Genomic DNA, 25,466 nt, shown 5'->3' with positions numbered 1-25,466 from the left:
GGTCAACCGATCGTCACCACGGCGGCCGCTCAGCGTGCCCCGCCCACAAGCCGGCCACTCGAAAGCGTGCCTCCCGCGCGGCCTGATGGCCGAGCAGGAGGCACGCAACCTGGATGCAGCTCCGCCCGTTGGAGTGTGTTTCTGATCAGCTGACCTGCCCATTCTCAAGTTCAAGTTCCATGCCGGTTGGCCCTACTTGAATCCGTCTGACTCGACTCGGACCCTCGATCAGTCTTCGAAAGGCAGACTTGTGCGAGTCGAAGTCAACGCACGTGGTGACGGCTGGACGGCCAAGGGTGAGGAAGTTGGCTTTTGTCCCAGCTCAGTTCGGCGTGCGGCATGCCGGTGCTGAAGCCGACTGGAGGCGGCCCCGGGACAGTACGTCGGCAAGTGCCAGGTCCTCGGCGAGGCGGAAGGGGCTCTCGTAGCCGATGGGGATGACCGCGGTGCCGAGCTCGATCCGCTCGGTGCGCTGGCCGGCCGCGGCGAGGAACACCGCCGCCGAGCCGACGCCGTGTTCGAGGTGGCGCTGGCGGATCCAGGCACCGTCGTAGCCGAGCCGTTCGCCGTATTCAAACAGCTGGAGGGTCTCCTCCAGGCCGGTGTAGGGGTCGTCGTCGGCGAAGTTGCCCGGGGTGAGAAAGGCCAGTGAGGTGATGGTGGGTGTGCTCATGCGACCGTGGTCCTCAGCTCGTGGTGGTCTCGGCGGCGGGGGTGGGGACGCGGCCTCCGGGAATCGCCGCGAGCAGTTCGCGGGTGTACTCGTGGCGGGGGCGGGTGAACAGTTCCTCCGGCGGGCCTGTCTCGACGACGCGGCCGGCCCGCATGACGGCGACCTGGTGCGCGATCTGCCGTACGACGGCCAGGTCGTGGGAGATGAACAGGTATGCCACCCCCGTGTCGGCCTGCAACTCGGCGAGTAGGTCCAGGACTTGGGCCTGCACGGACACGTCGAGCGCGGAGACCGGCTCGTCGCAGACCACCAGGTCGGGGGAGAGGGCGAGGGCGCGGGCGATGGCCACGCGCTGCCGCTGCCCGCCGGACAGTTCCGCCGGGCGGCGCTCCAGCGTCGCGGCGGGCAGGGCCACCCGGTCGAGGAGTTCGCGGGCCCGGGCGAGCCGCGAGGTACGGTCGCCGACCTTGAAGGCGCGCAGCGGTTCGGTGATCACCTCGGCGATGGAGAAGCGGGGGTCGAGCGAGGCGTAGGGGTTCTGGTAGACGAGCTGGGCGCGGCGGCGCAGCTGCCTGGCCTGGGCGCCCTTGGCAGTGGTGACGTCGGTGCCGTCGAAGAGGATCTGTCCGGCGGTCGCGTCGGCGAGGCGGAGCACCAGGCGGGCGGTGGTGGACTTGCCCGAGCCCGACTCGCCGACCAGGGCGAGGGTCTGGCCCCGGTGAAGGGTGAAGCTCACGTCGTCGACCGCGCGCAGGGTACGGGGCCCGTCCCCGGTGCGGGGCAGCCTGAACTCCTTGACCAGGTTGCGGACTTCGACCAGGGGCGCCGTATCCGGCTTGGGGACGGCGGCCGGGGTGCGGGGCCGGGCGGTGGTCAGGCTCGGGGCGCTGGCCAGCAGGTGCCGGGTGTAGGCGTCCTGCGGGTCGGCCAGGATGTCGCGGGTGGGGCCCGCCTCGACGACCTTGCCCTGGGACATCACCACCAGCCGCTGGGACCGGTCGGCGGCGACCCCGAGGTCGTGGGTGACGAGCAGGACCGCGGTACCCGACTCCTCAGTGAGGCGCTGGAGATGGTCGAGGATGACCCGCTGGACGGTGACGTCGAGCGCGCTGGTGAGTTCGTCGGCGATGATCAGCTCGGGCTGGGCGGCGATGGCGATGGCGATCAGGGCGCGTTGCCGCATGCCGCCGGACAGTTCGTGCGGGTACTGCCGGGCCCGGACGGCCGCGTCGGGCAGCCCGGCCCGGTCCAGCACGGCGACCGCCTCGGCGGGAGCCGATCGGCGAGTTGCCAGACCGTGGATGCGCAGCACCTCGGCGACCTGGTCGCCGATCCGCTTGACCGGGTTGAGGGAGACCGTTGGATCCTGCGGGACCAGTCCGATCCGCGCTCCCCGTACGGTGCGCAGTTCCGCCTCCGACAGGCTGGCCAGGTCGTGCCGGCCGAAGCGGACCGTGCCCGCGTCGATACGGCCGTTCGCCGACAGGAGCCGGGTGATCGCGTGCGCGGTCGTGCTCTTGCCGGAGCCGGACTCGCCGACCACCGCCGTCACCTGTCCCGGCCACACGTCGAGATCCACGCCCCGGACGGCCTCGACCGTGCCTCCCCGGGTGCGGTACGACACCGACAGGCCGCGTATCTCCAGCAGTGGTGTGGTCACATCCTCACCCCTCTCGCGTTCGTCGGTCATCGCTGCCGGGACCATTCGCCGTCCAGGGCCCGGGCGATGCGGTTGGTGGCCAGTACGGTCGTGGCGATCGCCAGTCCGGGCAGCGCGGTCAGCCACCAGGCGTTGGCGAGGTAGTTGCGGCCGTCGGAGATCAACGTGCCCCACTCCGGGGCCGGCGGGGGAGCGCCGTAACCGAGGAAGCTCAGGGCCGACACGGCCAGGATGGAGGAGCCGAAGTCGAGGGTGGCCAGGACGATCACCGGGCCCGCCGCGTTGGGCAGCACATGCCGGCCCAGCACCGAGTACCAGCGGGCCCCGCTCGCGCGCGACGCCTCCACGAACACCGCCTGCCGTACCCGCAGCACCTCCGAGCGCGCCACCCGGGCGAACGCGGCGACGCTGGCGATGCCGACCGCGACCGCCACCTTCACCGTGCCGTAGCCGAGCGCGGTGACCAGGGCCAGGGACAGGAACAGCGCGGGGATGGACAGCAGCACGTCGACGAAGCGCATCAGCACGTCGTCCACCCAGCGGCCCACGAACCCGGCGACCACCCCGAGCAGCCCGCCGACCACGAAGGCGACCAGCACGGCGATCAGCGTTGCCTTCAGGGACAGTTGGGCGCCGTGGACGACCCGGGAGAACACATCGCGGCCCAGCTCGTCGGTGCCGAACCAGTGACTGCCGCTCGGAGCGCGGAAGTTCTGCGACGGCACGCCCTTCAGCGGGTCCTGCGAGGTGAACAGGCCGGGCCGGAACGAGGCCAGCACCACCAGCACGAGGACGGCCACCGACAGCAGCAGGCCCGGGCGGCGCACCACGAAGCGCAGCAGCCGCCGTACGTCCACGCGGCGTCCCGGCTCCGGCCCTGGCCCCGTCTCGACCGGGCGGGCCAGTCCCAGTGCCGCCTCGGTGGGGTCGTCGACGAGGCTCTGGCTCATGCGAGTGCCGCCCTTCTGCCCGAGGACACGACGATCCGCGGGTCGAGGAGTGGATAGACCAGGTCGATGACCAGGTTCGTCGTCACGAAGATCAGCGCCCCGAACACCACCACCCCTTGGACCAGCGGGATGTCCTGGGCCGTGACCGCCGCCGCGGTGACGCGGCCGAGGCCGTCGCGGGAGAACACCGTCTCGACGACGACCGAACCGGCGATCAGCTGCCCCACCAGCAGGCCGACGACTGTCAGCGCGGGCAGGGACGCGTTGCGCAGCGCGTGCCGCAGATGGACCCGCCACCGGCCGGCACCCTTGGCCCGCGCGGTCTCCACATACGCCTGGTCCAGTGCGGTGAGCAGGCTCTTGGCGAGCACCTGGGCGATCTGCGCACCGGTCGGCACCGCCAGAGTCAGCGCCGGCAACACCAGCCCCTTGAAGCCGTCGTTGCCGAACGCGGGGAACCAGTGCAGCCGGAAGGAGAACGTCTCGACGAGCAGCAGCCCCACCCAGAACGTCGGGACGGACACCCCCAGCGGCGGCAGCGACAGCAGCAGCTGCCGCAGCCAGCGCTGAGCGGTGTAGGTCGCCAGCACCGCCAGACCGCCGCCGAGGAGCACCGCGAGCAGCAGGGCCGCGCCGGTCAACTGCAAGGTCTGCGGCAGCGCGTCGGCCAGCGTCGAGGTGACCGGGCGGCCGGTGGACACCGAGTCGCCGAAGTCCCCGCGCACCGCCCGGCCGAGGTACTCGGCGTACTGCGCCAGCACCGGCTTGTCGAAGCCGTACTCGTGCCGCAGGGCGGCGATCTGCTGCGGGTCGACCTGCCCCGAGTCCATTCCGGCACTGGCCATCGCCGTGACCGGGTCACCCGGCAGATAGTCCAGCACCAGGAACGAGACGGTGTACGCCGCCCACAGCACTCCGACCGCCTGGGCGAGTCGTTTGATCACATAGCGGCGCATGCGCTACCCGATCCAGGTGTCGTGCAGCTGGATCCGGCTTGAGGCGTCGAAGTTCAGGTCGTGCACCTTCTTCGCCACGCCCAGCTGGGTCTGGAGCTCGACGACCGGCACGTAGTAGGCGTTCTTTACCAGCAACTGCTCGGCCTGGGTGACCAGTTGCTTGCGCTTGGCTGCGTCGACGGTTGCGGCCTGCTCGGACAGCGCCGTGTCGAGGGAGCTCGCCGGCACGCGGTAGAAGTTGGCCAGCTTGGTGGAGAAGGAGCTGCGCAGGATGTCCGGGTCAGCACGGGTCACGTTCCCCCACACCGCGTCGTAGTCACCCGACTGGAGTGTCGGGGCGAACTGTGTGACCTGGAGCTGCTTGAGGACCACGTCAACACCGACGGCCTTGAGCTGTTGCTGGATCAGCTCCAGCGCGGGCTGGTTGGTGGCCGCGTTGGGAAACCACTTGATGGTCAGGCTCAGCTTCTTGCCGTCCTTGGCGCGGATGCCGCCGCTGCCGGTCTTCCAACCCGCCACATCCAGCAGGGACTTGGCCTTGGCCGCGTCGAAGGTCAGACCGGACGCGAGGTCGGTGTAGTCGGGCGTGGTGTGCGCGAGGACGCTGGTCGCCGCCTGGGTGCCGGTGGGGAAGACGGTGTCGGCGATCTGCTGACGGTCGACGGCCAACAGGATCGCCTGGCGCACCCTCGCGTCCTGCAGGAGCGGCCGCGAGTTGTTGAGCCCGAGGCCGAACACGACGCCGGGGTTGGCCCGTCGCTGGAGGCTGACCTGACCGCCCTTGAGGGCCGCCTCGTTGGCCTTGCCGACGCTGCTGATCGCGTCCACCTGACCGGACTGGAGACTGCCCGCCCGTACACCCGCCTCCGGTACGACCTTGAACACCAGCTTGTCCAGGTACGCCTCGCCCTTCTTGCTCCACCGCGAGGAACCCCACGCGTATCCCGCGCGCTTGGCCAGGGTGACCGACTGGTTCTGCACGTACTGCTTCAGCACGAAGGGCCCGGACCCGATCACCCCGTCGCTGCACTTCTGCTGCGGGGTCTTCTTCACGCTCGCCGACGACTCGATCCCCAGCGAGTGGGTCGAAGTGGCCTGCAGGAACTGGGCGTTGGGCTGGCTGAAGGTCACCTTGACGGTGAGCGGGTCGACCACCGTGGTGCTCTTGACGCCGCTCAGATAGCCCTCGGCGAGCGTCCCCAGGGCGCCGAGTTCCGGCACCGCGTCGAAGTTGTCCTTGACCACCTGCGCGGTCAGCTTCGAGCCGTCGCTGAAGGTGACGCCCGACCTCAGATGGAAGGTGAACGTCGTGGCGTCGGAGCTGATGTCCCAGCTCTTCGCCAGCCACGGCACGATCTTGCCGGTCTTGGGATCCTGGTCCGTCAGTGAGTCCACGATCTGGCGCACCGAGTAGATGGTCTCGTTGCTGGCGACCTGCTGCGGATCCACGCAGCCGGCGTCCGAACCCACCGCGAAGCTCAGGGTGCCGCCGGACTTGGGCTGTCCGGTGCCGCTGCCGGAATCGCCGCCGCCGGAGCCGCAGGCGGTCAGCAGAACACTGGTGGTCACCAGGGCGGTCAATGCCGCCCACCGGGAGGTTCTGACATCGACAAGTGCAGTCACGGAGGGCTTCTCCTACTCGTGTCACCAGGCACGGGTGTGGTGCAGGGCACGGCCGTGCGTGGGTGTGCGGCCCCGGTCGGCGCGACGCCGGTGCCGGGGAGCGCTGTGCAGACGGGGATCAGGGGGAAACGGAGATCAGGCGCAGGCGCAGGCGGGTGCGGCGACGGCAGATGCCGTACCGCGACCAGCGGCGGGAAGGCTCGTCAGGCCTGACAGAGACAGCTGGTCGAGCGCTTGAGGTCGATGTGGCGCCGACGCGAGAGCCGGGAGAACACGGTGGCGCCGACGAAGCGGGCGCTGAGGTCACCACCGTGCCGCATATCGGTCCTCCACATGTCCGGCCCCGGTCACGGGGCCACGCGCTTGCGGAGATCGTCGGTGATCCCGCCGGGCTTTCACCTGGAGCACCCCACCGCGTGGGAGGGTTGCCGATCAGCGAGCCAGGGCTTGACGCTGACACTCAATGCCGTTCGTGATCGTACGGAGCGGTCTTGTCGTACGTCAATGGCGCAAAAGGACGCCTTTTCAGAGGAGTCCGGGGCGAGAGTGCGTCCGGCTTCAGGAGCCGCCGCGCTCGCGGGGGATCTTCTGACCGGCCTCGATGGCCACCGGCAGCCGGTTCTCGGCCGGAGGCAGCGGGCAGGTGGCCAGGTCCGTGTACGCGCACGGCAGGTTCCCGGCGCGGTTGAAGTCCAGGACGACCGTGCCGTCGGCGGCGGGCGGTTCGAGGACCAGGCTCCGGTTGGCGGCGTAGGTGGTGACTCCGGAGGTCGCGTCGGTGAACAGCACCATCAGCCGGCCCGGGCCATGTCCCGGGAACGCGGTCAGCGACAGCCGGCGCCCGTCCAGCTCGAACTCGACCCTGCCCGGAGCGTCGTAGACATGCTCAAGGCCCTCGACCGCGGCGCCCACGGTGGTCGGCCGCGGTGTGTCGAAGGGGATGTAACGGCCCGTCACGGCCCAGCGCGGGTCGGGGGCGTAGGCGGGCGTGCCGGTGAAGGCCGTGCGCAGCGGCGCGTCCGGGTGCCGGGGGCGCACGATGTCGTGGCCGCCGCGCCTGGCGACCTCGATGACGGCGTCTCCCCAGACGGCGTCGACGCCGCCGCGCTCGGGAAGTACGCCGAAGCGGTGTTCACCGCGCACCGGCGTCCCGTCGACGGCCAGTTCCTCGCCGTCGTCGAGGTCTACGACGACGCCCTCGGGGCCGGTGCGCCACGCGCCGGGCGCGTCCGGGAAGCGCTGTGGCCGGTCTTCGAGCCAGTGCAGGCCGGTGATCGCCAGGAACCCGTGCGGGGCGGCGAGCCGGGCCTCCTGGGCGCGGTGCCACTCCAGCCAGGTCTCGGTGAAGGCGTGGAGGTCTGTTGTGGTGACCTCGGTGGTCATGGGTTCTCCTTCGTCACGGGTTCAGGGGGCTGGTCGGGCCATCGGTTCGACAGGCGTGCTCAGCGGGCCACTTCGCCGAGGAGCCGCCAGGTGCGTCGGCGGTCGGCCTCTCCCGCGATCTCGGTGCCCGAGAACACGACCTCGGTGACGCCGGCTTCGCGGTAACGGCGCACCTCGGCCTCGACCGTCTTCTCGTCACCGATCACGGCCAGGTCGGCGGCCCGCCGGCCACCGGAGAGTTCGATGACCCGCGCGTAGGACGGGATCTGTTCGTAGAACGCGAGGTTCTCGGTGGCCTTGGCCCGCACCGCGTCGACGTCGTCCGTGACCACGCCGGGCACCAGGGCCACGATCCTGGGCGCGGGGCGGCCGGCTGCCTCGGCGGCAGCGGTCAGGGCGGGCACGATGTGGTCCGCCAGAGCGCGCGGTCCCGCCAGGTAGGGCAGGATCCCGTCGGCCAGTTCGCCGCTGACCCGCAGCGCCTGCGGCCCCATCGCGGCGACCAGCAGGGGGACACCGCTCTCGGCACCCGGTACCCGCGCAGGGATCGGGGTGGTCGCGGTGAGCAGCTCACCGTGGAAGTCGGCCGTGCCGGTCTCCGTCAACTGCCGCAGCGCGGTGAGGAATTCGCGCAGCCGGGCGATGGGTCGTTCGAAAGGCAGGCCGAAGCCCGTCTCCGTCAGCAGTTTCGTGCCCAGAGCCAGACCGAGGTGATAGCGGCCGTGGGTCGCGGCCTGGGCGGTCTGGGCCTGGCTGGAGACCAACAGCGGGTGGCGGCCGAAGACGGGGATCGCGGAGGTGCCGACCTGCAGTCCGGGTACGGCTCGCCCGGCGATCGCCGCGAGCTGGGGCGAGTCGGCGCCGAAGGTCTGCCCGAACCAGGCCGACGTGAGACCGGACTCCGCGGCCTCCTGAGCCAGTTGTACGGTGGCGTCGACCTGGTTCGGCGCGTCGGACGCGTTGAGCGCTACTCCAACAGTCATGTCAGTTCAGAACGGGCGTCGGTCCAACCCGCATTCCGGTCCGTGTGTGACAGCTTCTTGTCAGTCATGTGTACAAGGGCCGTCCCGGGGGCTCAGCCCGCCTGTCGTCGGTCCGGTGCGGACCGGTGGGTGAGGGGTTGAGAACTGCTGGGGTGTAACTGAGCACGAGTGCGTTCTGACGTGTGGGAGTGAGCACGGAGGGTCCTGTTCGGCGGCTGGGTGATGCTGTCCCGGGAGGGGAATCAGAGTTCGTCCGTCGAATGTGTGACCTTTCCGGGTGGCGCTCGTTGGTTGTGATGAGCGGGTTTCCGAGCGGCTGCATGGGGGATGTGGGGTGGGCGGGTTGCGTGAGCTTGCGGAGTCGTTTGTCGTGCCCGGCCCCTCGGGGGTGGCGGTCCGCACCCGGCTGAAGCAGCTCGCGCCCGCCGATGAGAAGGTGCTCGCGCTGGTGGGCGCGCACCTCGGCTCGCTCGCCTCCGGTGATCTGAGGGCGCGGTGCGCGGATGGGCTGGAGCACTCCGCGGACACGTGGGCGGCCCGTAAGCGGGGTCTGACGCCGGTGTCGTCGTCTCGCTGGGCCGGGTCGATCACCAAGGCCACGCATGATCAGTGGGCGCTCGCCCGCCGCTGCCAGTTCGCCCACATCCAGTCTCTTGATGCGGGGGTCCGTACGATCGCGCACCGGCTGTCGCTGCCGGTGGGGGAGAAGGGTTCGAAGAGGGCGCCGGGCGGCTACCGCAGTCAGCGGGAGTGGCACGCCAAGTCCCGCCGTCTGCACGCGCTGGAGGAGCGGTTGGAGCGCGAGCGGGCCGACCGTGAGGCCGGGATCGTGCACGTGGTGCGGGGCGGCAAACAGCTGGCCCGCACCCGGCACCATCTGCCCGCAGCCCAGCTCACCGAGGCCCAGTGGCGTCAGCGGTGGGAAGCTGAGCGGTGGTTCCTGCAGGCCGACGGCGAGTCCGGGAAGCGGTACGGGAACGAGACGATCCGTGTCAGCCCGGACGGCGAGGTCAGCATCAAACTCCCGGCTCCGCTCGCCGAGCTGGCCAACGCGCCACACGGCCGGTACGTGCTCGCCTGCCGGGTCGGCTTCCCGCACCGGGGCCAGGAGTGGGCGGACCGGGTCGAGGCGAACCGGGCGGTGGCCTACCGCATCCACCTGGATGTGGCCCGTGGCCGCTGGTACCTGACGGCCTCCTGGCAGATCCCGGCAGCCCGGACCATCCCGATGGCCACCGCCCTCGCCACCGGTGTGATCGGCGTCGACATGAACGCCGACCACCTGGCCGCCTGGCGCCTCGATGTCCACGGCAACCCCATCGGTCACCCGCGCCGCTACTTCTTCGACCTTACGGGTACCGCCCAGCACCGTGACGCCCAGGTCCGCCATGCCCTCACCCGGCTGCTGCACTGGGCCAGGACCTGCGGCGTGAAGGCCATCGCGGTGGAGGACCTCGACTTCAGCGCGGAGAAGACCCGCGAGAAACACGGCCGCCGCAAACGGTTCCGGCAGCTGATCTCCGGCATGCCCACCGGCAGGCTCCGCGCCCGGCTGACCTCCATGACCGACGAGACCGGAATCGCCACCATCGCGGTCGACCCGGCCTACACCTCGAAGTGGGGCGCCCAGCACTGGCAGAAACCCCTCACCCACGACCACAGGAAGACGACTCGCCACGAGGCTGCCGCCGTGGCGATCGGACGGCGCGCCCAAGGACACCCGATCCGGCGACGGACGGCACCGCCCCGTGCACACCAGAGCGATGTGCACGGGCATCGGACCGTCCAGGCCGACCGGCGTGTCTGTGGGCGTGAGGGACCCCGCCCTCCCGTTCCCGGACCACGGACACGATCCGTGCCGCCGGACTGCGGAGTGAACGCGGGCAACCAGAACGCCCAACACCGTTCGGAGCGTTCGGCTGAGCATGAATCCTGGCAACAGGACTCACTCCCGCTCAGTCTTTAGGAACGGTGCGCGCAGGCCGAGGTTCTCGCGCAGGGTGGTGCCGGTGTATCACTCCCACTCAGTCTTTAGGAACGGTCAGGTGTGTACGGAAGCGGCGGAGGAGGTGCGGCAGTAGTCGACGTGCCGCCGGGTGATCAGCCGCGCACCAGTGCACGCACCTTGCGGTGCCGCGCCCAGTACGTGCATCAGACCCTCCGCCTGTCAGCAACTTTCCCGTTCAACGTGTGTCGTCCGCCCCTGTGAATGTCAAGGTCGACCATGGGCGCTGGAGCGTCTCGCCCGCTGGGACGCATGGTGGACGCATCTTTTTGGGTGTGCTTTGATCCGGCCATGGAGACCACTGGCACGGCACGCACGGTGCTGCTCGACCCGTTCTGGGCGAGCCGCCGCGCCGACCAGTTCGACCAGGTCTGTTGCTGATCGCCGTTCGACGGCTCGCGATCTCGCTCTTCTCTTTCTGCCTGCTGCTTTCCTTCGCCCGCAACCAGCCCTCACTCGGGCCTGGTTGTGAGGCGCGCGCGTCCGCCCTGCCGTGAAGGAACCTCCCATGGCCCAATCCGCAGCCCTGCCCGTCATCGACATCTCCGGCTTCCGTGCCCCGGACGCGGACCGTGACGCCTTTGTCGCCGAACTCCGCTCCGCCGCCCACGAGGTGGGCTCAACCGAAGGAGATCACGTGAGTTCGACCAGATTGCGGCCCGCCCTCGTAGTCCTGGGTGCGGCGGCGCTGTTGACCGCGTCCGTCGCCGTTCCCCAGGCCTCGGCGGCCGGCCGTACGTCCACGTCCCTCGCCTGGTACGACGCCACCGCCGAGACCATCGCGACGGCCGGGGCATCTACCCAGATCACCAACAGCCGTACGTGGGCCGTCAGTTGGCTCGCGGCCGCCAGGGCCACCCGGAGCGTACCGACGGGCGTCGAGCGCGGCGCGTATCAGGAGGCGGCGCTCGCCGGGGCCGTACACCGTGCGCTGGTGACGCTGGTCCCGAGCCGTGCGGAGCAGCTCGACGCGACGTACAAGGAGACCCTCGACGCCATCCCCGATGGCCCGGCTGAGGAGCGGGGTGTCGCGGCGGGGGAGAAGCAGGCCGATCTTGTCCTGAAGTCGAGGGAGGGCGACGGCCTGGACTCTGCCTCGGTCAACGCGCCCTATCCCGTGAAGCCCGCGGCGCCGGGCGTGTGGCAGCCGACGCCGCCCGCGTACGCACCGGCGGCCCAGTACGGCAATCGTCTGGCCAAGCCGTTCCTGCTCAGAACTCAGAGCCAGTTCCGGCTCGGCCCGCCGCCCGCATTGGACTCCGAGCGCTACGCCGCCGACCTCGCGGAGGTGCGGGCGTACGGCGCCGCGGACAGCGCGGTGCGCAGCGCCCACCAGACCGAGACGGCCACCTTCTGGCTGGGCTCCTCCCTCACCCTCTACACCGAGCCGCTGCGGGTGGCGCTCTCGCGCACGGACCAGGGGATCGCCGGGCAGGCGCGGCTGGTCGCGCTTTTCCACGTGGCGCTGGTGGACACACAGATCGCCACCTCCGACAGCAAGTACGCCTACGAACGCTGGCGTCCCGTCACCGCGATCCGCACCGGCACCATCGACCCCGACCCGGACTGGACGCCGCTGCACACCACGCCCGCACATCCGGACTATCCGAGCGGTCACAACACCTACGCGGGCGCCGCACAGACCGTGCTGTCGGTGCTGGTCGGGCCCCGTACCGCCCCGTTCGACCTGACCAGCCCCACCGCGCCCGGGGTGACCCGGACCTACACCATCTGGAAGCAGCTCTCGGACGAGAACGTGGACGCCCGGGTCTTCTCCGGCATCCACACGAGGTCGGCCGACGAGGCGGGGATCACGCTCGGCACGAACGTGGCACGGTACGTCCTGCAGAACGCGGGACGGCTCCTCGCCCCACGCTGACCCTGCGAGCGCTCACCGGCAGCGCGGCGCCCACTGCGTAGTGCCGACGCACCGCAGGCCATAACCGTATCGAGGCCCCGCCGTCGTGTGGGGCCTCGGTGGGCGGGGCTCATTGGAATGCCGCCGTGTCGCGCCGGGCCTGGGCCACGGCTGCTGGTGAGTCCGGCCCCCGGTGGGATCGAGCCGCGAGAATGCCTCGTACCAAGGCTCAGGTCCGTCCCGTCTGCCGTGCGAGGCGGGTGCGCAGGCCGGTGAGGCGGTCGATCTCGGCGTCGATGGCCGCCAACCGGTGTCAGGGGCAAGCGCCGCGGCCTGTGCGACCTCCACGAACACGCGGAGAAGTTCTTTGTGTCCGCAATGCAAGACCTGTCCGGAAAGCCATTGACCGACGTGGTGGACCTCTGCTGAACTCCCGTCTTATGAACCCGCGCGTGGACCTCACTCGGCGGCGCCACATCGATCTGGCGCACGTCTCCAGCGCGTTTTGTTGTCGCTGACGCGGCAAGGGATCGTCGTATCCACCTCCTGAGGGCTCCCCTCTCCGCTCATCTCCTTCTCGTATGAGCCGGGAGCCTGTTCGCGCACGCCGACGCGGTCGCTGAGAACGCGGCTGTAGCGGTCCTGCGACCACGCGTCTTCTCTCCGGCCGGCCCAGTCCGGTGTTCCGCGTGGTCGATCAGCCCCGCGCAGTACCCAACCCCCTTCACTCGACTCCCCGTTCCCCGGCACCCCTTGGTGTGCCCATCTGTCCGGGAGGGATCCCCTCATGCCTGTATCCATCCGTAAGCTCACCGGCCGCATCGGCGCGGTCGTCGAGGGGGTCGACCTCGCGGCGCCACCCGATTACTCGACGGTCACGGCGCTGCGTGACGCCCTCAACGAGCACAAGGCGATCGTGTTCGACCACGTGAACCTCGACAGCGCCGGTCAGGAGCGTGTGGCCGGGTGGTTCGGTGAACTCACCACCGCCCACCCCAACGTGCCGGCCGCCGACGGCACGACCAATGTCCTCGCCGTCGACAGTGAGACGTCCAAGGCCAACGAGTGGCACACGGACGTCACCTTCGTGGTCAACCCGCCGCAGCTCACCACGCTCCGGTCCATCGTGACCACGCCGTACGGCGGCCAGACGCTCATCGCGAACGCGGCCACGGCCTACCGCGACCTGCCCGAACCGCTGCGCGCCCTCGCTGACTCGCTGCGCGTCGTGCACACCAACCAGTACGACTACGCCCGCTCCGCAGCCACGACGGCGCAGCGACAGGAGTACGACCGGGCCTTCGTCTCGACGCCCTACGAGGCCGAGCACCCGGTCGTGCGAGTCCATCCGCTCACTGGCGAACGCGGGCTGTTCATCGGCGGGTTCGCCAAGCGGATCGTCGGCCTGTCGAGCAGCGACTCGGCCGATCTGCTGCGGGTCCTCCAGTCGTACGTGACCCGTCCGGAGAACATCCTGAGCTGGACCTGGTCCCCGAACCAGCTGCTGATCTTCGACAACCGGATCACCCAGCACTACGCGGTGGACAACTACGACGACCACCCGCGCCGCCTCAACCGGGTGACTGTCGCGGGAGAGGTGCCGACCGGTGTCGACGGCCGCCGCAGCGAGCAACTGGTCGGCGACGCCTCGCACTACAGCAGCGTGCTGGCGGTGGCGGCATGACCGAGCTCAGCCTGAAGGCGCCTGCCGTCACCGAGGGGCCGGCCGCCGCGACGACGGGCGCGCGGGAACGCGAGGTGTTCCTGCCGCGCGACGCCCGTCGCCGGGCGCCACTCAGCACACTCCGCGAGCGCCTGCGCTGGCCGCTGGGCATCTACACGACCCCGGTCGCGATCCTCCTCGCCTGGGAGGCGCTCGCACAGGCCGGAGTGGTGTCGAAGACCTACGCCCCCGCGCCGACGTCGATCGTGAACTCCGCCGCCGATCTTTGGCAACAGGGCGTCCTCGGGCCGGACGTGGCCATCTCGCTGCAGCGGGCCGGCATCGGTCTCGCGATCGGTCTGACAGTGGGCATCGTCACGGGGGTACTCGGTGGGCTGCTGCGCAGCGGTGAGTACCTGTTCAACGGCGTCGTGCAGGTGCTCAACACCATCCCCCTCCTCGCGGTGCTGCCGCTGATGATCGTGTGGTTCGGTATCGACGAGCTCACGAAGGTGCTGCTGATCTCCTTCGGTGCCGGCGTCCCCATGTATCTCAACCTGTTCGCCGCGATCCGGGGTGTCGACCAGCGGCTGATCGAGATGGCGCGCACGACGGGCGCGGGCACCTGGCGACTGGTGACGCGCGTGCTGGTGCCCGGAGCCCTGCCGGGGTTCCTCGTCGGCCTCCGGTTCTCCCTCGCGTACAGCGTCCTGGGCCTGGTCGCCGCCGAAACGGTCAACGCCGACAAGGGACTTGGCTTTCTCATCACTCAGGGGCAGACGTATCTCCAGACCAACCAGGTCTTCGTGGGGCTGGTGATCTACTCGCTCCTCGGTCTGCTCGCCGACCAGTTCGTCCGGGCTCTCGAGCGGGTGCTGCTGCGGTGGCGACCCAGTTATGAGGCGTCATGAGCAGCACGATTGCGACGGAGCCCCGCCGTCAGACCGGGGCCGTCGTCGAGCAGGTGGTCCGTCGGTTCGGTGACCGGGTCGTGCTCGACCACCTCGACCTCACCATCGCTGACGAGGAGTTGGTGGTCCTGCTCGGCCCTTCGGGCTGCGGCAAGAGCACCCTTCTGCGGCTGCTCGCCGGCCTCGACCGGCCCGACGGCGGGCGCGTGGAGGTCCCGGCGCGGCGGGCGATCGTCTTCCAGGCCGACCGGCTGCTGCCGTGGCAGCGCGTCCTGCGCAACGTCACGCTCGGCCTGCACGGACCCGACGCGGACCAGCGGGCCCGTGACGTGCTCGCCGAGGTCGGCCTCGCGGGCCGCGAGAAGGCATGGCCCAAGGAGCTCTCCGGCGGCGAGGCCCAGCGGGTGTCGCTCGCGCGGGCCCTGGTCTCGGAGCCCGAACTCGTGCTGCTCGACGAGCCGTTCGCGGCCCTCGACGCCATCACCCGGCTGCGCATGCACGACCTCGTACGCGCGCTGCGGACCAAGCACCACGCCGCCATGCTGCTCGTCACCCATGACGTCGACGAAGCGATCGCCATGGCGGACCGCATCGTCGTCATGAGCAACGGCCGCATCGGCACCTCGCACCAGGTGGACCTCTCCGCCGCGGACCGCGAGGCGAGCGTCGCACGCGAGGAACTGCGCGCCACGCTCCTGGCGGACCTCGGTCTCGCCGGCCAGCACTGACCTGCTCGAACACCCTCACCCAGCACAGAAAGCACGACAACCCATGCGAAAGAGAACCACCAGACTCATCGGCGCAGTCGGCTCGCTCGCCCTGGCGGGCACCCTCGCAGCCTGCGGATCATCGTCGGACACCGCCGCGCCGCTGAGCAACGCCGCCGACGCAAGCGACGCCAAGCACCCCGAGTGGAGCAAGTACACCTTCACCATCGGCGACAACGGCGGTGACGGCAGCCAGGAACTGGCGAAGATCACCGGCGTGTTCGACAACGCGCCCTACAAGGTGAAGTTCGCCCGGTTCACCTACGGCCCGCCGCTCGTGCAGGCCGCGGCCTCGGGCGACATCGACCTCGGCAGCGTCGGCGACGTACCGCCGATCACCGGCGCCGCGAAGGAGTACGGCTTCAAGGTCGTCGCCGTCAACCGCTCGCTCACGCCCGACCAGGCGGTGGAGAACATCATCGTGCCGAAGGGCTCGAAGCTGAAGACGGCCGCCGACCTCAAGGGCAAGAGGATCGCTGTCCCGCAGGGCAGTTCGGCCCACGGTCTGGCCCTGAACGCGCTGAAAAGCGTCGGTCTCACGCCCAAGGACGCGAAGCTGGTCTTCCTCGACCCGGCGGCCGGCGCCACGGCGTTCAACACCGGCAAGGTGGACGCCTGGTCGATCTGGAACCCCCAGTCGGCGATCGCCGTCAAGAACGGCGCGCGGATCCTGGTGAAGGGGCTACCCCCGATCGACCAGACGAGCAGCTACTACGTCGCCAGTGACACGTCACTGAAGGACAAGACCAAGCGTGCGGCTCTCACGGACGTTCTGAAGAGGCTGTCGCGAGAGTTCGCCTGGGCCGTCAAGAACCCCGACAAGTACGCGCAGGCGCTCTCGAAGGAGCAGGGCATCCCGCTGGCCGACGCCAAGGCGTCCCTGGCCGCCTACTCGAACCGGGTGACTCCGGTGGAGCAGCCGGACATCGAACTGGAGCAGAAGCTCGCCGACGCCTTCCTGGAGGCAGGCCAGATCACCAAGACGGTCGACGTCAAGTCGATCACGGACAACCTCCTCCCGGCCGGTTACGACAGCTCGAAGCTGAAGGTCACGTCATGAGCGCGGGACGGCGGCGGCTCCACCTCAACGCCTTCCTCATGGAGGCGGGCCACCACGAGGCGGCGTGGCGGCTCCCGCACAGCAACCCCCGGGCGGACTTCGACCTACGGCACTGGATCGAGCTGGCACAGCTGGCCGAGAGCGCCAAGTTCGACTCGCTGTTCCTCGCGGACGGCCCGGCCCTCATCGGCACCGGCGAGTTCCGGCCCCCGGGTCAGCTCGAGCCGCTGACACTGCTGACCGCGCTGTCCCAGGCGACCAGCAGGATCGGCCTCATCGCGACCGTGTCGTCGACGTACAACGAGCCGTACAACCTCGCCCGCCGGCTCGCGTCGGTCGACCATGTCAGTGGCGGCCGGGCCGGCTGGAACATCGTCACCTCGGCAGGGGCCGACGAGGCCGCCAACTTCGGCCTCGACGACCGCCCCGGCCACGCCGAGCGCTATGCCCGCGCCGACGAGTTCCTGAAGGTCGCCAAGGCGCTCTGGGACAGCTGGGAGTCCGAGGCCGTCGTCGCGGACAAGGCCGCCGGACGCTACGCCGACCCCGCACGCCTGCACCGGCTCGGCCACCAGGGCAGCTACTTCAAGGTGGCCGGCCCGCTCAACGTCGAGCGACCGCCGCAGGGTTACCCGCTGCTCGTCCAGGCCGGCTCCTCGGAGGACGGCAAGGACTTCGCGGCCCGCCACGCCGAGGCCATCTTCACCGCGCACACGACCTACGAGCGTGCGGCCGACTTCTACGCCGACATCAAGGCACGGACCAGGGCGGCGGGGCGCGACCCGGACGGCGTCATCGTCCTGCCGGGCATCGTCCCCTACATCGGCTCGACCGAGGAGGAGGCCCGGGCGCTTGCACGGCAGTTCGACGAGCTGCGCGTCCCGGAGTACGGGCTGCGCCAGCTGGCCGCCGTGTTCGAGACCGAGCCTTCGGTCTTCGAACTCGACGAGCCTCTGCCGGACTTCATCCTGGCGAAGCCGAAGCTGGAGGGCACACAGAGCCGCTCCGACCTGATCATCGATCTCGCGGCGCGCGAGCAGCTGACGGTCCGGCAGATCATCTCCCGGCTCGGGGGCGGACGCGGCCACTTCGAGTTCGTCGGCACGCCCGAGCAGGTGGCGGACACGATCATCGCCTGGTTCGAGGGCGGGGCGGCGGACGGGTTCAACATCATGGCCCCCGCGCTGCCGTCGGGCCTGGCGGCCTTCGTCGAGCACGTGCTGCCGATCCTGCGCGGCAAGGGCCTGTTCCGCGAGGAGTACGAGGGCACGACGCTGCGCGAGCACTACGGGCTTCCGGTCCCCGCGAACCAGTTCCATGCCTGACCCGCTTTCCGGGCCTGATCCGCTTCCCACGGCCAGCCCGCTTCCCATGGCTGACCCGCTCGCGACTCCCGCCGCTTCCACTTCCCGAAGCGGCGGGAGTCCGCCCGCGCTGCGGGTCGAGGGCCTGCGCAAGACGTACGAGGACGGCTTCACCGCGGTGGCCGGGCTCGACCTGGAGATCCCCGACGGCGCCTTCTTCGGGCTGCTCGGCCCGAACGGCGCCGGGAAGACCACGCTCATCGGCTCGGTGTGCAGCATCGTCCGCCCCACCGCCGGCAGCCTCTCCGTCTTCGGCCACGACCACCGCAGCCGTCAGGCCCGCAGACTGCTGGGTCTGGCCGCGCAGGAGATCAACGTCGACCGGTTCCTGTCCATCCGGCAGATCCTCGTCTACCACGCCGGGTACCACGGCATCGGCCGGAAGGCGGCAGCCCGGCGCGCGGACGAACTGCTCGCCCTGTTCCGCCTCGACGACAAGGCCGACCAACGCGCCTACGAACTGTCCGGCGGCATGCAGCGGCGCCTCGTCCTCGCGCGGGCCCTCATGCACCGCCCCCGCCTGCTCATCCTCGACGAGCCGACGGCAGGCGTCGACGTCGAACTGCGCTCGGAGATCTGGCGCGTCGTGAAGGGCCTCAACGCGGCAGGCACCACGGTCCTGCTGACGACGCACTACCTGGAGGAGGCGGAGACCTTGTGCGACGAGATCGCGCTGCTGCGCGCGGGCCGGATCGTCGACCGCGGCTCCGCCGCCTCGCTGCGGGAGCGGTACGCGGCCCGGGACATCTCGGAGGTCTACGACCGGGTGATCACGGCGGAGGAGGTGGCCCCGTGAGCGGTACCGAGACCCCGGCCCTCCCGGCCTACGACGAGCCCTTCCGGGCAGAGCGCTCACCGTTCCTGTGGCTCCTGGAGCGCGAGGTCCTGCGCTTCCTCACGATCTGGCGCTACAGCGTCGTCGGACCGGTGCTGTCGACCGTGCTGTTCGTCGTGGTCTTCGGATCGGCCCTCGGCTCGCACGTCGACACGATCGACGGCGTCGGCTACGGCAGCTTCATCGTGCCCGGCCTCTTCGCCCAGGCGATCGTCAACGTCGGCTTCTTCAACGGGACGACCAGCCTGTTCGAGGCCCGCCGGGACCAGTACATCAACGACGTGTTCGCGAGCCCGCTCAGGTGGTGGGAGATCAACGCGGCACTGGTGGGCGCCGGCGTCGCCCGAGGCGTCGTCGTGGGTGCGGGCGTCCTGGCGGTGGCCCTGCCGCTCACCCACGGCGGCGCCCCGGCCCGCCCTCTCGTCCTGCTGTTCGGCACACTCGGGCTGCTCCTGGTCGCCGCGCAGGTCGGCGTGATCGCGGGCGGTCACGCCAAGTCCCTCGACCATGTCTACTCCATGGAGTCGATCATCCTGCTGCCGCTGGGCTTTCTCGGCGGTGTCTTCTACTCGGTCCATCAACTGCCGCCGTTCTGGAACTACGTGAGCCGCCTCGACCCCGTCTTCTGGCTGGTCCAGGTCGAGCGGATCGGGTTCCTCGGCCAGGGCGACGTCAGCGCCGGCTGGGCCCTTGCCGTGGTCTGGGGTCTGGCGGCGACGCTGACGGCCTGGTCGGCCGCGATGTTCGCCACCGGCCGTCTCAAACCCTGAACCGTGTACGTGCAGGAACACAACGCCATGACGAGCACCGAACCCGAACAGGCCCTGTCCACCGAGGTGTTGGTGATCGGCGGTGGCCCCGCAGGCACCTGGGCCGCGATCAAGGCCGCTCAGGCGGGAGCCGACGTCGTCCTCGCCGACAAGGGATACACGGGCGCGAGCGGAGCGACCGCATCCGTCGGCACCGGCATCTGGTACGTGGACGACGTCCCCGAGGGCCGTCAGCTGCGCGGCGACCTCCAGGGGCCGGAGTACATGCGGCGGCAGCGGACCCGGGTACGGCGGCTCGGCGTCCGCATCCTCGACCACACCCCGGCGCTGGAACTCCTGACCGACGCCGACGGAGTCGTCTCGGGGGCGCGGGCACTCGACCGTGTGACCGGTGCGACCGTCCGCATCGAGGCCGGGGTCGTGGTGCTCGCCGCCGGGGGATGCGCGTTCCAGTCCAAGACGCTCGGCTGTGACGTCAACACCGGGGACGGCGCCCTGCTGGCCGTCGAGGCGGGGGCGCGGCTGTCCGGAACGGAGTTCTCCAACGCCTACGCCATGGCCCCGAAGGGCACGTCACTGGTGGGAAGGGTGTGGTGACTGTGTCGAGCGGGGGCCGCCGTCCATCGGGGCGTCCGCGATGCGGGACGGCCCTCTTGACGCCGATGTCGGTCGGATCGACACTCACTGAGGGAATCCTAGTGAATAGGTAGGGAAAATATGAGGCGCCTGGAGCCGGTCACCGTCCGAGTGAGCCGTTCGCCTCTTCTGACCTCCCGCCGTCACATCGATCTGCTGCGTGTCTGCAGCGCGATCGGCCCCCAGGGCTGAGCCGCGCCATCCCGTGCCGGCGGCACCCCGCGAGCGGGGCTTACGCGTCCGGCGCGCACGGATGAGCCCCGCTCCCTCACCCGACGTCGCTTCCGCCGCGCGTACGTCCGCGCCCGCTCCCGGGGAGAGTCATGACCGTCACACCGCTGGCCGCCCACACCTCCGACCGACCCGCGCCCGCCTTCCGGGGCAGGATCGGCCGGGACGCGCGCAGCGGCCACTACGCCGTTCCGGGCCGCTACCGCCTCCATCTGTCGACCGCCTGTCCCGACGGCCTGCGCATCGCCATCACGCACGGCCTGCTGGGCCTGGACACCGTCTGTCCGGCCACCTTCCTGCCGGCCGTCCCCGACTGCCCCGAGGGCGGCCACTCGGCCCTGCGGCCGCTGTTCGAGGCCAGCGCCCACCGGTACACCGGTCCGGCCGTCGCGCCGGTGCTCAGCGACGACTGGTCCGGGCGGATCGTCAGCACCCATGCCCCGGACATCATGCGCGACCTCGACCGCCGGTTTGGCGGGGGCCGTCTCTCGCTCTACCCGTGCGGCGCGGAGTCGGAGATCGAGGCGGTCGAGCGGATGTGCGCGCAGGGCATCGAACAGGCCGCGCAGCGCGCCGGATCGGCCGGTGGCGAGCCGGTGGAACGTGACATGGCACTGACCACGCTGCTGGAAACGCTCGGCGCCCTGGAACGCCGGCTCGAAGGACGCACGTACCTGATCCGCGACGAAATCACCGCCGCCGACGTCGAGTTGTGGGTCGCCCTGGTCCAACTCGACACCGTGCACCGCAACCACCTCGACGCCTCCGCCGTCCAGCGCATCGCCGACCACCCGACCCTGTGGGCCTACGCCCGCCGCCTGGCCGCCCACCCGGCCTTCGGCGGCCAGCTCGACCTCGGCGGCATCGCACGCCGTCACCACGCCCGCTGCCAGGGCCTGGAGGCCGCCGGAGCAGCCGTCCAGATCCTGGACTGGACGGCACACTCAGCCCATTAGCTGTTCCACCTGGTGGACCGGCGTTGACATTCGTTCGGGCAATTGTCTTAACTACGGCCCAGAACGGTCATGAGCGTCAGCGACAAGCCCTGGCTAGCTGACCGGCAACCCTCGCACCGCGGTGGGGTGCCCCAGGTGACGACCGGACCGAAAACACTTCGGTAAGCGCGAGGCCCACAGGGCCGGAACAGTGACGGTGACGCCATGTACGCAGCTCCCAGGACGGCGATGCGCCGCCCGCAGGGCTGCGTACGGCCGTACCCGAACCCTCTCGTCGCCGATCGTGCCGTCGATCTGCTCCGCGTGAACAGCGCACTGTGTACCGCACCGGGCTGTGCCCGCTGTCGGGGCTGACCTCTCCCCGCAGCCCCCGCATCCCCTGACGAACACCGCCCGTGTCGGTGTGCCGTTGTCCTCCCCCGCCCCCGGTACCTCGCCGTCGTGTGCGCCCCCGCATGCCGCCGCGCTTCCGCAGTGTTCCCACCCAGCCGGAGCCCACCATGAGTGAACCCCCTGGCGCCACCGTCACCCTCCCCGAGACGGCCACCGCCGACGAACCGTCGAAACCCCTCACCGCCCAGCGAGTTCTGCCGCTGAGGCGCCCCGGACGCTGGATCGCCACCGCGGTCGTGCTGGTCCTGGTCGCCCAGTTCGTGCACGGGCTGGTGACCAACCCCTTCTACCAGTGGGACCGCTGGGGCTACTGGTTCGCGCGCCCCACCATCCTCGACGGCCTGCTGATCACCCTCGAAGTCACCGCCTACAGCGCGGTGCTGGGCCTCCTCGGCGGCATCGTGCTCGCCCTGGCCCGGCTGTCGAAGAGCCCCGTGCTGCGCGCGGTCAGCTGGACGTACGTCTGGGCCCTGCGCTCCATCCCGCTCATCGTGGTGCTGATCCTCCTCTACAACTTCAGTGCCCTGTACAAGACGTTGAGCGTCGGCATTCCCTTCGGCCCGGCCTTCTTCTCCTTCGACGAGTCGAAACTCGCGACCGACATGGTCGTCGCCGTCATCGGCCTCAGCCTCAACGAGGCCGCCTACGCGGCCGAGGTCGTCCGCGGCGGCATCCTCTCCGTCGACCAGGGCCAGCAGGAGGCCGCAGCAGCCCTCGGCCTGCCGAAGAGCTACCAGTTCCGGAAGATCGTTTTTCCGCAGGCGCTGCGCTCGATCATCCCGAACTACGTCAACCAGCTCATCGGTCTGATCAAGGGCACCTCGCTGGTCTTCTACGTCTCCCTGCTCGACCTGTTCGGCTCCGCGCAGACCATGGGCTCCACCTACCCCGGCGACATCGTGCCGCTGCTGCTGGTCGTCACCGTCTGGTACCTGATCCTCACCAGCGTCGTCTCCGTCGTCCAGTTCTACGTCGAGCGGCACTACGCCCGCGGTGCCACCCGCAGCCTGCCGCCGACGCCGCTGCAGAAGCTCCGCACCGGTCTCACCGACCTGCGGGCCCGCATCCGCCAGGAGGCCGCCGTATGACCGCCGAGACGCTCGAAGCCCTGGCGGACGTCGAGGCCGCCACCGTCGAGGTGCACGACGTGCACAAGTGGTACGGCACCCACCGGGTGCTGGACGGCGTCGACCTGACCGTCCGCCCCGGCGAGGTCACCGTCATCCTCGGTCCGTCCGGCTCCGGAAAGTCCACCCTGCTGCGGGTCATCAACCACCTGGAGAAGCCCGAGATCGGCTACGTCAGCGTCAACGGCGAGCTGATCGGCGTGAAGCGGCAGGGCGATCGGCTGAAGGAGCTCAGCGAGCGGGCCATCCTCACGCAGCGCGGCCGCATCGGCTTCGTCTTCCAGAACTTCAACCTGTTCCCGCACCTGACCGTCCTGGACAACGTGGCCGCCGCCCCGGTCGCCACCGGCCGGCTCGGCAAGCCCGAAGCCCGTGAGCTCGCCCGGGCGTTGCTCGGCCGGGTCGGCCTCGCCGACAAGACCGGCGCCTACCCGAGGCAGCTCTCCGGCGGCCAGCAGCAGCGTGTCGCCATCGCCCGCGCCCTGGCCCTGCGCCCCGGCGTCATCCTCTTCGACGAGCCCACCTCCGCCCTGGACCCGGAACTGGTCGGCGAAGTCCTCGCCGTCATCAGGGACCTGGCGACCAGCGGTACCACCCTCGTCATCGTCACCCACGAGATCGGCTTCGCCCGCGAGATCGCCGACCGGGTCGTCTTCATCGACGGCGGCAAGATCATCGAACAGGGCCCGCCCTCCGAGGTCCTCGACAAGCCCCAGCACGAGCGGACCAGGGACTTCCTCAGCAAGGTCCTCTGACCCGCCGCCCCCCTCGACCTCCCCCCACTCCACCCTCATCACCTCCAGCGACAAGGAACGGCCATGCCCACCCACTTCACCCGACGCAGCCTGATACGCGGCATCACCGCGGCGACCGCCGTCGCCTCCCTGGCCACCGGGCTCGCCGCCTGCGGTGGTGACAGCGACGCGGCCACCTCCACCGACACCGCCGCCAAGTCCGGCGAGGTCGTCATCGGCCAGGTCTCCAACGGCGCCGCCCAGCAGACCACCATCAAGGTCTCCGAGGTCAAGTCCATCAGCGCCGAACTGCCCGCCGCCGTCAGGAAGAGCGGCAAGCTGGCGATCGGCATCGGCGCCCTGCCGGCCGGTTTCCCGCCGCTGGCCTACGTGGGCAGCGACCAGAAGACCCTCACCGGTGCCGAGCCCGACTTCGGCCGCCTGGTCGCCGCGGTCCTCGGCCTTCGGCCCGAGGTGAAGAACTCCACGTGGGAGAACCTCTTCGTCGGCATCGACAGCGGCAAGGTCGACGTGGCCTTCTCCAACGTCACCGACACCGAGGAGCGCAAGAAAAAGTACGAGTTCGCCTCCTACCGGCAGGACAACCTCGCCTTCACCGTGCCGAAGAAGAGCACCTGGAACTTCGACGGCGACTACGAGAACCTCGCCGGCAGGACCGTCTCCGTCAGCTCCGGCACCAACCAGGAGAAGATCCTCCTGGAGTGGAAGGCGAAGCTGGCCAAGGAGGGAAAGAAGCTCACCGTCAAGTACTTCCAGGACAGCAACAGCGTCTACCTGGCCCTTTCCAGCGGCAAGATCGACGCGTACCTCGGCACCAACCCCGGCATCGCCTACCACAACCGCCAGGTCGCGAACACGCCCAACGCCACCCGCACCGCCGGCACCTACTCGGGGGCCGGCGCGAGCCTGCAGGGCCTGATCGCGGCCACCGCGAAGAAGGACAGCGGCCTGGCCAAGCCGCTCGCCGACGCCATCAACCACCTGATCAAGAACGGTCAGTACGCCGAGTGGCTCAAGGCCTACAACCTCTCCAACGAGGCCGTCGCCAAGTCCGAGGTCAACCCGCCCGGACTGCCGCTCGACAACTCCTGACCATCGCGTGCCGGGGACTCCACCGCCGCCCCGCGGTGGAGTCCCCGCGCGCCGGACACCTCGAGCCGCACCCCGGAGACCGCCACCCCATGTCCGTCACCACCCTCGATGCCAGCTCCTCGCACATCCTGGACAACCCCGCCTGGGCCGCGCTCACCGGCCCGCACGCCCACTTCGCCCAACGAATCGGCCGCGCCGCCCGCTACCACCAGGACGTGGCTCCCTTCTACGCCGTCTCCGACGAGGACGACCCGCGCGCCTGGGCCGACCTTGCCGCGCTCGTCGGTCCCGGCGGCACCGCCTCGGTGCGGGGCGTGACCGAGGCGCCGGAGGGCTGGGAGGTTGCGCGCACCGGGCACGGCGTCCAGCTCGTGGACACCTCCCTGCGTGCCGAACCGGACCCCCAGGCCGTACGGCTCGGTCCCGACGACGTGCCCGAGATCCTCGACCTGGTCGCCCGCACCGAGCCGGGCCCCTATCTGCCCCGCACCGTCGAGCTGGGCACCTACCTCGGCATCCGCCACCGCGGCCGGCTGATCGCCCTGGCCGGCGAGCGGCTGCATCCGCCCGGCTGGACGGAGATCAGCGCCGTGTGCACCGACCCCGACCACCGTGGCCGGGGCCTGGCCACCCGTTTGGTCCGCGCGGTCGCCGCCGGCATCAAGGAGCGCGGCGAACGCCCCTTCCTGCACGCCGCGGCCACGAACGCGAACGCGATCCGGCTGTACGAGTCGATCGGGTTCACCCTGCGCTGTCGTACGGCCTTCTCGCTCGTCCGGCACACCGGGGCCGCCGCTCTGGAAGAAACGGCATAG

Annotated in this window: 24 protein-coding genes and 2 riboswitches; of the genes, 16 read left to right on the top strand and 8 right to left on the bottom strand. The window is 70.2% G+C overall.

The window, feature by feature from the left end:
• Positions 1-322: 322 nt before the first annotated feature.
• The 8 genes from ACFYO2_RS03180 to ACFYO2_RS03145 form a co-directional block, all read right to left on the bottom strand.
• Complete coding sequence (locus tag ACFYO2_RS03180) at positions 323-673, bottom strand: LLM class flavin-dependent oxidoreductase (protein ID WP_388343249.1); 351 nt, start codon at positions 671-673, stop codon at positions 323-325.
• 13 nt (positions 674-686) lie between these two features.
• Positions 687-2,378, bottom strand: coding sequence for a dipeptide ABC transporter ATP-binding protein (locus ACFYO2_RS03175; RefSeq protein ID WP_388343246.1), 1,692 nt, complete (start codon positions 2,376-2,378; stop codon positions 687-689).
• Positions 2,360-3,283 carry an ABC transporter permease gene (locus tag ACFYO2_RS03170; protein ID WP_388343243.1) on the bottom strand — a complete coding sequence of 308 codons (924 nt, stop codon included), beginning with the start codon at positions 3,281-3,283 and terminating at the stop codon, positions 2,360-2,362. The genes ACFYO2_RS03175 and ACFYO2_RS03170 overlap by 19 nt, the downstream gene beginning before the upstream one ends.
• Positions 3,280-4,239, bottom strand: coding sequence for an ABC transporter permease (locus ACFYO2_RS03165; RefSeq protein WP_388343240.1), 960 nt, complete (start codon positions 4,237-4,239; stop codon positions 3,280-3,282). Before ACFYO2_RS03165 ends, ACFYO2_RS03170 begins: the two co-directional genes overlap by 4 nt.
• A 3-nt stretch (positions 4,240-4,242) precedes the next feature.
• Positions 4,243-5,862 (bottom strand): ABC transporter substrate-binding protein, encoded by a 1,620-nt coding sequence (locus ACFYO2_RS03160; RefSeq protein ID WP_388343237.1) that lies wholly within the window; start codon positions 5,860-5,862, stop codon positions 4,243-4,245.
• Between the two features lie 203 nt (positions 5,863-6,065).
• Positions 6,066-6,182: a putative leader peptide gene (locus ACFYO2_RS03155; protein WP_351224973.1), complete on the bottom strand. Its 117-nt coding sequence runs from the start codon at positions 6,180-6,182 to the stop codon at positions 6,066-6,068.
• A gap of 34 nt (positions 6,183-6,216) precedes the next feature.
• A riboswitch (SAM riboswitch) is annotated at positions 6,217-6,330 on the bottom strand.
• A 90-nt stretch (positions 6,331-6,420) separates the two neighbouring features.
• On the bottom strand, positions 6,421-7,245 hold the full coding sequence (locus ACFYO2_RS03150; RefSeq protein WP_388343234.1) for a DUF1684 domain-containing protein: 825 nt from the start codon (positions 7,243-7,245) through the stop codon (positions 6,421-6,423).
• Between the two features lie 59 nt (positions 7,246-7,304).
• Positions 7,305-8,228 carry an LLM class F420-dependent oxidoreductase gene (locus tag ACFYO2_RS03145; RefSeq protein ID WP_388343231.1) on the bottom strand — a complete coding sequence of 308 codons (924 nt, stop codon included), beginning with the start codon at positions 8,226-8,228 and terminating at the stop codon, positions 7,305-7,307.
• A gap of 370 nt (positions 8,229-8,598) precedes the next feature.
• Here ACFYO2_RS03145 and ACFYO2_RS03140 point away from each other — a divergent pair, with 370 nt between their 5' ends.
• The 16 genes from ACFYO2_RS03140 (at position 8,599) to ACFYO2_RS03065 (ending at position 25,466) form a co-directional block, all read left to right on the top strand.
• Complete coding sequence (locus ACFYO2_RS03140; RefSeq protein WP_388343229.1) at positions 8,599-10,194, top strand: IS200/IS605 family accessory protein TnpB-related protein; 1,596 nt, start codon at positions 8,599-8,601, stop codon at positions 10,192-10,194.
• Between the two features lie 547 nt (positions 10,195-10,741).
• Positions 10,742-12,112 (top strand): phosphatase PAP2 family protein, encoded by a 1,371-nt coding sequence (locus ACFYO2_RS03135; RefSeq protein WP_388343226.1) that lies wholly within the window; start codon positions 10,742-10,744, stop codon positions 12,110-12,112.
• Positions 12,113-12,878: 766 nt separating this feature from the next.
• Positions 12,879-13,775 (top strand): TauD/TfdA dioxygenase family protein, encoded by an 897-nt coding sequence (locus ACFYO2_RS03130; protein ID WP_388343223.1) that lies wholly within the window; start codon positions 12,879-12,881, stop codon positions 13,773-13,775.
• Complete coding sequence (locus tag ACFYO2_RS03125) at positions 13,772-14,665, top strand: ABC transporter permease (RefSeq protein ID WP_388343221.1); 894 nt, start codon at positions 13,772-13,774, stop codon at positions 14,663-14,665. Before ACFYO2_RS03130 ends, ACFYO2_RS03125 begins: the two co-directional genes overlap by 4 nt.
• Entirely contained in the window at positions 14,662-15,393 is a 732-nt protein-coding gene (locus ACFYO2_RS03120) for an ABC transporter ATP-binding protein (RefSeq protein WP_388343219.1), read from the top strand. The genes ACFYO2_RS03125 and ACFYO2_RS03120 overlap by 4 nt, the downstream gene beginning before the upstream one ends.
• Before the next feature lie 43 nt (positions 15,394-15,436).
• The gene (locus ACFYO2_RS03115) at positions 15,437-16,492 is read left to right on the top strand and encodes an aliphatic sulfonate ABC transporter substrate-binding protein (RefSeq protein ID WP_388343216.1); all 1,056 of its coding nucleotides are present in this window, start codon (positions 15,437-15,439) and stop codon (positions 16,490-16,492) included.
• Complete coding sequence (locus ACFYO2_RS03110) at positions 16,489-17,817, top strand: LLM class flavin-dependent oxidoreductase (RefSeq protein ID WP_388343213.1); 1,329 nt, start codon at positions 16,489-16,491, stop codon at positions 17,815-17,817. Before ACFYO2_RS03115 ends, ACFYO2_RS03110 begins: the two co-directional genes overlap by 4 nt.
• Before the next feature lie 46 nt (positions 17,818-17,863).
• Positions 17,864-18,652: an ABC transporter ATP-binding protein gene (locus tag ACFYO2_RS03105; RefSeq protein ID WP_388343210.1), complete on the top strand. Its 789-nt coding sequence runs from the start codon at positions 17,864-17,866 to the stop codon at positions 18,650-18,652.
• A complete protein-coding gene (locus ACFYO2_RS03100) occupies positions 18,649-19,461 on the top strand; it encodes an ABC transporter permease (RefSeq protein WP_388343207.1) in 813 nt (270 codons plus the stop codon). Before ACFYO2_RS03105 ends, ACFYO2_RS03100 begins: the two co-directional genes overlap by 4 nt.
• A 27-nt stretch (positions 19,462-19,488) precedes the next feature.
• Positions 19,489-20,058, top strand: coding sequence for an FAD-binding protein (locus ACFYO2_RS03095; protein ID WP_388343204.1), 570 nt, complete (start codon positions 19,489-19,491; stop codon positions 20,056-20,058).
• A 120-nt stretch (positions 20,059-20,178) separates the two neighbouring features.
• Positions 20,179-20,289, top strand: coding sequence for a putative leader peptide (locus ACFYO2_RS03090; protein ID WP_388343201.1), 111 nt, complete (start codon positions 20,179-20,181; stop codon positions 20,287-20,289).
• A 131-nt stretch (positions 20,290-20,420) separates the two neighbouring features.
• Complete coding sequence (locus ACFYO2_RS03085; protein WP_388343198.1) at positions 20,421-21,284, top strand: glutathione S-transferase C-terminal domain-containing protein; 864 nt, start codon at positions 20,421-20,423, stop codon at positions 21,282-21,284.
• 65 nt (positions 21,285-21,349) lie between these two features.
• A riboswitch (SAM riboswitch) is annotated at positions 21,350-21,458 on the top strand.
• Between the two features lie 326 nt (positions 21,459-21,784).
• Entirely contained in the window at positions 21,785-22,765 is a 981-nt protein-coding gene (locus ACFYO2_RS03080; RefSeq protein ID WP_388343195.1) for an amino acid ABC transporter permease, read from the top strand.
• Positions 22,762-23,559, top strand: coding sequence for an amino acid ABC transporter ATP-binding protein (locus ACFYO2_RS03075; RefSeq protein ID WP_388343192.1), 798 nt, complete (start codon positions 22,762-22,764; stop codon positions 23,557-23,559). The genes ACFYO2_RS03080 and ACFYO2_RS03075 overlap by 4 nt, the downstream gene beginning before the upstream one ends.
• A 63-nt stretch (positions 23,560-23,622) precedes the next feature.
• Positions 23,623-24,651, top strand: a complete 1,029-nt coding sequence (locus tag ACFYO2_RS03070; RefSeq protein WP_388343189.1) for a transporter substrate-binding domain-containing protein — start codon at positions 23,623-23,625, stop codon at positions 24,649-24,651.
• 89 nt (positions 24,652-24,740) lie between these two features.
• Positions 24,741-25,466 (top strand): GNAT family N-acetyltransferase, encoded by a 726-nt coding sequence (locus tag ACFYO2_RS03065; RefSeq protein ID WP_388343186.1) that lies wholly within the window; start codon positions 24,741-24,743, stop codon positions 25,464-25,466.

Source organism: Streptomyces sp. NPDC006602 (assembly GCF_042870385.1).
Lineage (GTDB): Bacteria > Actinomycetota > Actinomycetes > Streptomycetales > Streptomycetaceae > Streptomyces.
This window is presented reverse-complemented; position numbering and strand designations above follow the sequence as displayed.